Origin of the sequence: Pseudonocardia pini (genome assembly GCF_013870575.1) — a bacterium.
GTDB classification, from domain to species: domain Bacteria; phylum Actinomycetota; class Actinomycetes; order Mycobacteriales; family Pseudonocardiaceae; genus Pseudonocardia; species Pseudonocardia pini.
Window position 1 is genome coordinate 1 of the sequence record NZ_JACBXB010000204.1, and the last position, 7,862, is coordinate 7,862.

The 7,862-nt window shown below is 70.1% G+C and carries 8 protein-coding genes; 3 read left to right on the forward strand and 5 right to left on the reverse strand.

From position 1 onward, the window contains the following. Nucleotides 1–170: 170 nt before the first annotated feature. A complete protein-coding gene (locus H5J29_RS13900) occupies nt 171–899 on the reverse strand; it encodes a DUF3159 domain-containing protein (protein ID WP_181781370.1) in 729 nt (242 codons plus the stop codon). 138 nt (nt 900–1,037) lie between these two features. Here H5J29_RS13900 and H5J29_RS13905 point away from each other — a divergent pair, with 138 nt between their 5' ends. Next, on the forward strand, nt 1,038–1,808 hold the full coding sequence (locus H5J29_RS13905) for an SGNH/GDSL hydrolase family protein (RefSeq protein ID WP_181781371.1): 771 nt from the start codon (nt 1,038–1,040) through the stop codon (nt 1,806–1,808). A gap of 73 nt (nt 1,809–1,881) precedes the next feature. On the opposite strand, the gene thpD is transcribed toward H5J29_RS13905, so the two are convergent. The 4 genes from thpD to ectA form a co-directional block, all read right to left on the reverse strand. After that, nucleotides 1,882–2,796, reverse strand: coding sequence for an ectoine hydroxylase (thpD, locus tag H5J29_RS13910; protein ID WP_181781372.1), 915 nt, complete (start codon nt 2,794–2,796; stop codon nt 1,882–1,884). Between the two features lie 104 nt (nt 2,797–2,900). Next, nucleotides 2,901–3,311, reverse strand: a complete 411-nt coding sequence (locus tag H5J29_RS13915) for an ectoine synthase (protein ID WP_181781373.1) — start codon at nt 3,309–3,311, stop codon at nt 2,901–2,903. Between the two features lie 9 nt (nt 3,312–3,320). Further along, nucleotides 3,321–4,577: a diaminobutyrate--2-oxoglutarate transaminase gene (ectB, locus tag H5J29_RS13920; protein WP_181781374.1), complete on the reverse strand. Its 1,257-nt coding sequence runs from the start codon at nt 4,575–4,577 to the stop codon at nt 3,321–3,323. A 7-nt stretch (nt 4,578–4,584) separates the two neighbouring features. Continuing rightward, on the reverse strand, nt 4,585–5,382 hold the full coding sequence (gene ectA / locus H5J29_RS13925) for a diaminobutyrate acetyltransferase (RefSeq protein WP_312858210.1): 798 nt from the start codon (nt 5,380–5,382) through the stop codon (nt 4,585–4,587). 199 nt (nt 5,383–5,581) lie between these two features. Between ectA and H5J29_RS13930 the strand changes: the two genes are divergently transcribed. Next, nucleotides 5,582–6,973, forward strand: coding sequence for an MSMEG_0569 family flavin-dependent oxidoreductase (locus H5J29_RS13930; RefSeq protein WP_181781375.1), 1,392 nt, complete (start codon nt 5,582–5,584; stop codon nt 6,971–6,973). A 12-nt stretch (nt 6,974–6,985) separates the two neighbouring features. Next, entirely contained in the window at nt 6,986–7,828 is an 843-nt protein-coding gene (locus H5J29_RS13935; RefSeq protein ID WP_181781376.1) for a carbon-nitrogen hydrolase family protein, read from the forward strand. The last annotated feature ends 34 nt before the right edge of the window (nt 7,829–7,862 follow it).

Below are 7,862 nucleotides of genomic sequence, written 5' to 3' on the forward strand. Positions count from 1 at the left end.
GGGAGCCGGGGGGACGGGCCGACCGTGGGGGCCGGAAGTGGACTGGGGCGGGCGGGGATGCTGAGCCATGACTCCGTTCACATCACGCGGGGCGCGGGTGGTGGTTCCTCACCTGGGTGAACGCGGACGATCTTCGGAACGCACCTGTCGATCACTCGAAGTGAGGGGTCTCACCCGTTCGTGGACGAGTCGTCCACGGTAGGCCCCGGTGCGGGCTCCTCCGGCACCCGGGGGTGCCGGATCCCCGGGTGGTCGGCAGGCAGCGCCGAGCGCAGCGCGGGCCACGAGAGGACCACGGACAGCGCGACGAGGGCGGGGCTGAACGCCACCCGCGCCGCACCCAACGCGAAGATCCATTCCGCCTGGTAGAGCGGCACGAACACCGCCACCCGCACGACGTACTGCGCCACCCACACCCAGCTCGCGCGCTGGTAGCCGCGCATCAGGTCCGGATCGCGCCGCCAGCGCGTCTTCTGACCCAGGGCGGCGCCGACGATGATCCCGAGCAGCGGCCACCGGACCGCGATCGAGATGGCCCAGGCCAGGGCGCTCGCGATGTTCGAGAGGATCTGGACGAGGAAGAAGTCCTCGGCCCGGCCGGTGTAGAGCGCGACGAGTGCAGCGACCATCACACCCAGCAGGCCGAAGAGCACCGCACGCGGCGGCTTGCCCCGGCTGAGCCGCCACGCGGCCACCCCACCGCCCGCCGCGACCGCGCCTGCCGCCGCGATCCCGACCGGCGACCACCACCGAAGAGCTCCCGCCAACAGCCAGACCAGCACGAACGCGACGACCGGGATGGACGCGTCGATCGCTCCGCCGCGGCCGCCGAGGATCTCCCGCAGGGACTCGCGGTTGTCCGCGGGCGCCTGCGGGCCCTGCTCGTCGGGTGTGCTCACACAGGCAAGGGTGCCCTATCAGCGCAACGAGATCACCCTGTGTCTGGCGGAACCGCTAACACATGGGTGATCCTGGACCGATCTACAGATGACGGCACGGTGGACGCCGGGCAACGAGTCTGCGAAGGGGGCTGGGTCTTGAACAGGTGGAACAGCTTCGTAGCGATCGGCGACAGCTTCACCGAGGGCCTGGACGACCTCTGGGACGACGGCTCGCCGCGGGGGTGGGCCGACCGGCTCGCCGAGCGGCTGGCCGCAGGGCGACCCGGGTTCACCTACGCGAACCTCGCGGTCCGCGGGAAGGTGCTGGACCAGGTCGTCGCCGACCAGGTGCCGGTGGCCGAGCAGATGAGGCCGGACCTGATCTCGTTCTGCGCCGGCGGCAACGACATCATCGGCATCACCTCGGACCCGGACGACCTCGCCCAGCGGGTGGACGCCGCCACCGCCCGGCTGGCCGCCACCGGCGCGGACATCATCATCTTCACCGGTTTCGACCTGCGCCGGATGCACATGCTGCTGCGCAGGCTGCGGGGGCGCGTCGCGACCTTCAACGAGAACCTGCGGGCCGTGGCGGACCGGTACGGCTGCCACGTCGTGGACCTCTGGGGCATGGACGTGCTGGCCGACCCGCGGGCCTGGGCGGGCGACCGGCTGCACCTCACGCCCGAGGCACACGAACGGGTGGCGCTGCGCGCGCTCGAGGTGCTGGGCGAGCCGGTGCCGAGCGACTGGCGCACCCCGTGGCCCGTCGTCGAGGCCCCGGCCTGGCGGGCGCGGCAGGCGGAGGACATCAGGTGGGTCCGCGAGCACGTGCTGCCCTACGCCGGCAGACGGCTGCGCGGCCACCACACGGGCGACGGCTACCTCCCCAAGCGCCCGAAGCTGCTCCCCTTCTCCGAGCTCTGACCCCAGCATCACGGAGCCACAACCGTCGTTCTCGACCCTCCAGACGACAGTCGTGGCTCCATGATGCGGTCGGTCAGCGGACCGGGGTGAAGTCCCTCGCACCGATGTACTCGGGACGCCTCGCCGGGGCGTAGAACGGCTCCACGCAGGTGTTCTCCACACTGTTGAACACGATGAAGATGTTCGACCGCGGGTACGGGGTGATGTTGTCCCCCGAGCCGTGCATGCAGTTGGAGTCGAAGAAGGTGGCCGAGCCCGCCTTGCCGGTCAGCATCGCGATGCCGTGCCGGTTGGCCAGGGCGGTCAGGCTGTCCTCGTCCGGCGTGCCGATCTCCTGCTCCTTGAGCGACGACCGGTAGTTGTCCTCCGGGGTCTCCCCCACGCAGGACACGAACGTCTGGTGCGAGCCCGGCATGATCATCAGGCAGCCGTTGTAGGCGAAGTTCTCGGTCAGCGAGATCGAGCAGCTCACCGCGCGGGGGGTGGGCATCCCGTCCTCGGCGTGCCAGGTCTCGAAGTCCGAGTGCCAGTAGAACCCGCCGCCGCCGAAGCCCGGCTTGTAGTTGACCCGGCTCTGGTGGACGTACACGTCACCGCCCAGGATCTGCCGGGCCCGGCCGACCACGCGCTCGTCTCGGACCAGCCGGGCGATCGCGTCGGAGATCCTGTGCACCTCGAAGATCGAGCGGACCTCGTCGGACTTCTTCTCGATGATGCAGCGGTCGTCGGAGCGGACGAGCGGATCGTGGGCGAGCCGGTCGAGCTCGGAGGCGTAGCCCGCGACCTCGTCGGGGGTGAGCAGCTGCGGCACCTGGCTGAAGCCGTTCACCGCGTGCCCGTGCAGCTCCTGGGCGCCGTACATGCCCGCGCTGGACTCACTGCCCCACACGGTCGGCTCCGCCCGCTCGATCAGCGCAGGTCGCGTGGACACCCGGGTGTAGTACCGGTCATGGGTGGTGCTGGTCGTGCTGCTGCTCGGGGCAGACATGCGTGCTCCTCTCGGTCGATAGACGGGTCCGTCCGTGGTGGTACACGACGCGACCGCCGGACCGGGCTCCGGTCCGGCGGTCGCCCCGCGTGCGTCAGGCCGTGTCAGGCCCTGCCTGCGGGCTCCGGCGGGAGCTCCAGCAGCGGGTAGACCCCGTTCTCGTCGTGCACCTCGGTGCCGACGACGGGCGGGTTGAAGACGCAGACGCAGGTGATGTCGGTCTTCGGCCGCACCTGGTGCTTCTCGTGGCCGTCGAGCAGGTACATCGTGCCCGGGGCGAGCTCGTACGTCTCGTCGTTGACCTTGTCGTACAGCTCGCCCTCGCCGGAGACGATGTAGACCGCCTCGACGTGGTTGGCGTACCAGAAGTCGTTCACCGACCCCGCGCGCAGCACCGTCTCGCCGACGGAGAAGCCGACCCGGTCGTGCGCGGTGACGATCCGGCGGGAGTACCAGCCAGGGGTGTCCACATGGTTCTTGGTCCCCGTGACGTCGCCGATCCTACGAACCTGCATCGCTTGCTCTCACGCTCCCGAGGTGACGGTCTTGACGGACTCGGCGACGATCTCCAGACCCTCGTCGAGCTCCGCATCGGTGATGGTCAGCGGCGCGAGGATCTTCATGACCTCGCTGTCCGGCCCGCTCGTCTCCATGAGGAGTCCCCGCTCGAACGCCGCGGCACACACCTTCGCCGCCAGCTCGTGCTGGGCGAACTGCAGCCCGCGGGCCAGACCCCGGCCCTTCGCCGTCAGCTCCGTGGCGGTCGTGTCCGCGACGATCTTGTTGAAGGCCTCCTCGACGCGCTCGCCCTTGCGGAGGGTCTCCCGCTCCAGGGTGTCGTCGCTCCAGAAGTGGTGGATGGCCTCGGTGCCGGTGACGAACGCCGGGTTGTGCCCGCGGAACGTGCCGTTGTGCTCGCCCGGACCCCAGACGTCGTGCTCGGGCTTGATCAGCACGAGCGCCATCGGCAGGCCGTAGCCGGAGATCGACTTGGAGATCGTCACGATGTCCGGCTCGATGCCCGCGGCCTCGAACGAGAAGAACGGTCCGGTGCGCCCGACGCCCATCTGGACGTCGTCGACGATCAGCAGGATCCCGTGGCGCTTGCAGAGGTCCGCGAGGCCCTGGAGCCACTCGATGCGGGCCGGGTTGATGCCGCCCTCGCCCTGCACGGTCTCGACGATCACCGCGGCGGGCTCGTTCAGCGACGACCCGGTGTCGGTCAGGACCTTCTCGAACCAGAGGAAGTCCGGCACCTTGCCGTCGAAGTAGTTGTCGAAGGGCATCGGGGTCGAGTGCACCAGCGGGATGCCCGCGCCGCCGCGCTTCATCGAGTTCCCGGTGACCGACAGCGCGCCGAGGGTCATGCCGTGGAAGGCGTTGGTGAAGTTCACCATCGCCTCCTTGCCGGTGATCTTCCGCGCGAGCTTCAACGCGGACTCGACGGCGTTGGCGCCGGTCGGGCCGGGGAACTGGACCTTGTAGTCGAGGTTCCGGGGGCTGAGGATCTTGTCCCGGAAGGTGTTCAGGAACTCGCCCTTGGCCGTGGTGTACATGTCCAGGCCGTGCGTGATCCCGTCCCGCGACAGGTACTCGATCAGCTTCTTCTTGAGCGGCTCGGGATTGTGCCCGTAGTTCAGCGCCCCGGCACCCGCGAAGAAGTCGAGGTAGCGGTTGCCGTCGACGTCCCACAGTTCCGCGCCCTTGGCCGTGTCGAAGACGACCGGCCAGTTGCGGCAGTAGGAGCGGACCTCGGACTCGACGTCCTCGAAGATGGTCATTTCTCTCTCAGATTCCTTCGCTGGGGATCGGGCCGATGCGATAGAGGTTCTCGGGTTCGTGTCCGTCGCCGAGAAGATCTGCGGAGAACAGATCCGAGCGGTGGATCTCGGTGGAGTTGCGGCGGGCGAAGGCGGTGAACATCGCGATGGAGGCCTCGTTGTCCGGGGTCACCGTCGTCTCCATGAACGCCACGCCGGGGGCCTGTGCGAACACGCGGTCGAGCATCGTCCCCGCCACTCCGCGGCCGCGGGCCGCGGCGCCCACGGCGACCTGCCACACCAGGAGCACGTTTGGCGCATCCGGGCGGCGGTACCCCGTGATGAAGCCGACGACCTCACCGTCCAGCTTCGCGACGACCGACGTGGCGGCGAAGTCGCGGCACCAGATCAGGTACGAGTACCGGGAGTTGACGTCCAACACGCCGGTCTCCCCGGCCAGCCGCCACATCGCGACGCCGTCCTCGACGGTCGGTGGGCCCACAGTGAGCACGGGTTCGTCGTTGCTCGGATCCGCGATCTCGCTGGTGGCTGCCGTCATGGCCATCGAACGTAACAGGCATATTGCGCCGGTGCCGGCGTCGCGCGTTGTCGACAACATGCGCGCGGGACTATCCGTGATCCGTATCACGATGTCGTTTGCGGCGCAAGAAAAATGGGCAGCGCCTGTCACATCGTGTGCGAGCGACCCGTTTCCCCAGGTGTACCACCATTCGTCGGGATGAACCCCGAGGCCGTTCGCGGCGGCGGAATCCGCACAGATCGTCACCGACGGCGACGGGCCGTCACCGTGCATGACCCTCGCCACGCCTGCCCACGATCGGGGTCCGGCGAGCGGTGGCGGCGGCGGTCGCGAGTCACATCAGCGAAACATCTCGCCGATCACGAAACACAGAAGCGTTCCCGATGACACACATCGGCAATCGATCAGCCGTGAACTGATACCAGAGCCCAGCACGGTCCGGCTCGGTCCGTCCACCACCCCGGAGTTCAGGAGCTGATCGACCATGTCCCCCGACACACACCTGCGGGTCGTCCCCGACCCCGCCCGGTCCGAGCTGGACGGCGAGCACCGCTCCGTCGTCGTCGTCGGCGGCGGCCAGGCGGGCCTGTCCGTGAGCCGCGTCCTCACCGACCGCGGGATCGACCACCTCGTCCTGGAGGCCCAGACCGCCGGACACGAGTGGAACGACCGCCGGTGGGACGCGTTCTGCCTGGTCACGCCGAACTGGCAGTGTGCGCTGCCCGGCTTCGCCTACGACGGCCCGGACCCGGACGGCTTCATGGTCCGAGACGAGATCACCGAGTACCTCGAGAAGTTCGTGGCCTCCTTCGACCCGCCGCTGGTCGAGGGCGTCCGCGCGGAGTCGCTCCGGGCCCGCGGGGACGGCACCTTCTCGCTGCGCACCGACCGCGGCACGTTGACCGCCGACCAGGTCGTCGTCGCGACCGGGCCGTACCAGGTCGCCCGCACCCCGCGGATGGCCGAGCGGCTCCCGGACTCCGTGACCCAGGTCCACTCCTCGCAGTACCGCAACGCCGAGTCGCTGCCGGAGGGCGCGGTGCTCGTGGTCGGGACCGGGCAGTCCGGCTGCCAGATCGCCGAGGACCTGCACCTCGCGGGCCGGACCGTGCACCTCGCGACGGGCACCGCGCCGCGCGTCGCCCGCTTCTACCGCGGCCGGGACTGCGTCGCGTGGCTCTCGGACATGGGCACCTACACCAAGGGCATCGACGCCTTCCCCGACGCGGAGGCCGTGCGGCACAAGACGAACCACTACGTGACCGGGCGGGACGGCGGGCGGGACATCGACCTGCGCAAGTTCGCCCTGGAGGGCATGCGGCTGCACGGCAGGCTGCACCGGATCGACCCCGGCACCGTCCACTTCGGTCCCGAGCTGCGGGCCAACCTCGACGGGGCGGACGCGGTCGCCGAGGGGATCAAGGACTCGATCGACGCCTGGATCGAGGCGCAGGGCATCGACGCCCCGACCGAGGAGCGCCACGCCCCGGTGTGGGAGCCGGAGGCCGACGAGGCGGAGGCGCTCGACCTCGCGGCCGAGGGCATCACCACCGTGATCTGGGCGACGGGCTACGGCCGCGACGACCGCTGGATCGAGCTGCCGATCTTCGACGGCCGGGGCTACCCCACCCACCAGCGCGGCGTCACCAGCAGGCCGGGGCTCTACTTCGTCGGGCTGCCGTGGCAGTACACCTGGGGCTCCGGCCGGTTCTCCGGGGTCGCGGCCGACGCCGAGTACCTCGTCGACCGGATCGTCGACACCCGGCGGCGCACCGTCGCCGATGGGCTGCACTGGCTCGCGGGCACGCCGTCGAGCACCTTCCCGCACGACTCCGCGGACGACCCGGACTGGGTCGCCCCCCGGTCCGCCAGCTGAGGAGCGCACACCATGACCAGGATCGCGACCGTCTCGGCCCCGTTCGACCGGGACCTCGAGGCGGACTTCGACCGCATCGCCGCACTGATCGACGAGGCCAAGCAGCGGGGGGCCGAACTGCTCGCGCTGCCCGAGGCCGCCCTCGGGGGCTACGTCTCCGACCTCGGCGGATCCGCCTCGCCGCCGCCCGCCTTCACCGTCGACGGCCCCGAGATCCGCAGGCTGGCGAGCCTCGCCGGGGACCTCGTCGTCACCGCCGGGTACTGCGAGCTCGCCGACTCCGGCCGGTACAACGCCGCGGTCTGCGTGACCGGGGACGGGGTGCTCGGCACCTATCGCAAGGTCCACCAGCCGCTGCGGGAGGGCGCGACCTACGCCGCGGGCGACCGGTTCGAGGCCTTCGACACCCCCGTCGGGCGGATCGGCATGCAGATCTGTTGGGACAAGGGCTTCCCCGAGGCCGCCAGGGCGCTGGCGATCGACGGCGCCCGGGTCATCGTCTCGATGTCCGCGTGGCCGCTGAGCGCCACCAACCGCCACCCCGACCCGACCGAGGACCGATGGGCCCGCCGGTTCGACCTGTTCGACCGGGCGCGCGCGCTGGAGAACCAGGTGGTCTGGGTGGCCGCGAACCAGTCGGGCTCCTTCGGTGCGCTGGACTTCGTGGCCAACGCCAAGATCGTGGACCCGGGCGGCGAGGTCGTCGCCGCCACCGGGTACGCCGAAGGCCTGGTCACCGCGGACTTCGACCTCCAGGCCGACATCGATGCCCACCGCGCGGGAATGGGCAACCTGCGCGACCGCCGTCCGGAGCTGTACGGGGCCCTCACCCGGCCCACGCTCCTGCCCGTCTGAAGTACACCCCGAGAATCAAGGAGAGAACCGATGG

Excerpts from the sequence above, each read along its gene's own strand:
- thpD (WP_181781372.1), bottom strand. The coding sequence starts at position 2,796 with ATGTCTGCCCCGAGCAGCAGCACGACCAGCACCACCCATGACCGGTAC.
- H5J29_RS13915 (WP_181781373.1), bottom strand. The coding sequence starts at position 3,311 with ATGCAGGTTCGTAGGATCGGCGACGTCACGGGGACCAAGAACCATGTG.
- ectB (WP_181781374.1), bottom strand. The coding sequence starts at position 4,577 with ATGACCATCTTCGAGGACGTCGAGTCCGAGGTCCGCTCCTACTGCCGC.
- H5J29_RS13930 (WP_181781375.1), top strand. The coding sequence starts at position 5,582 with ATGTCCCCCGACACACACCTGCGGGTCGTCCCCGACCCCGCCCGGTCC.
- H5J29_RS13935 (WP_181781376.1), top strand. The coding sequence starts at position 6,986 with ATGACCAGGATCGCGACCGTCTCGGCCCCGTTCGACCGGGACCTCGAG.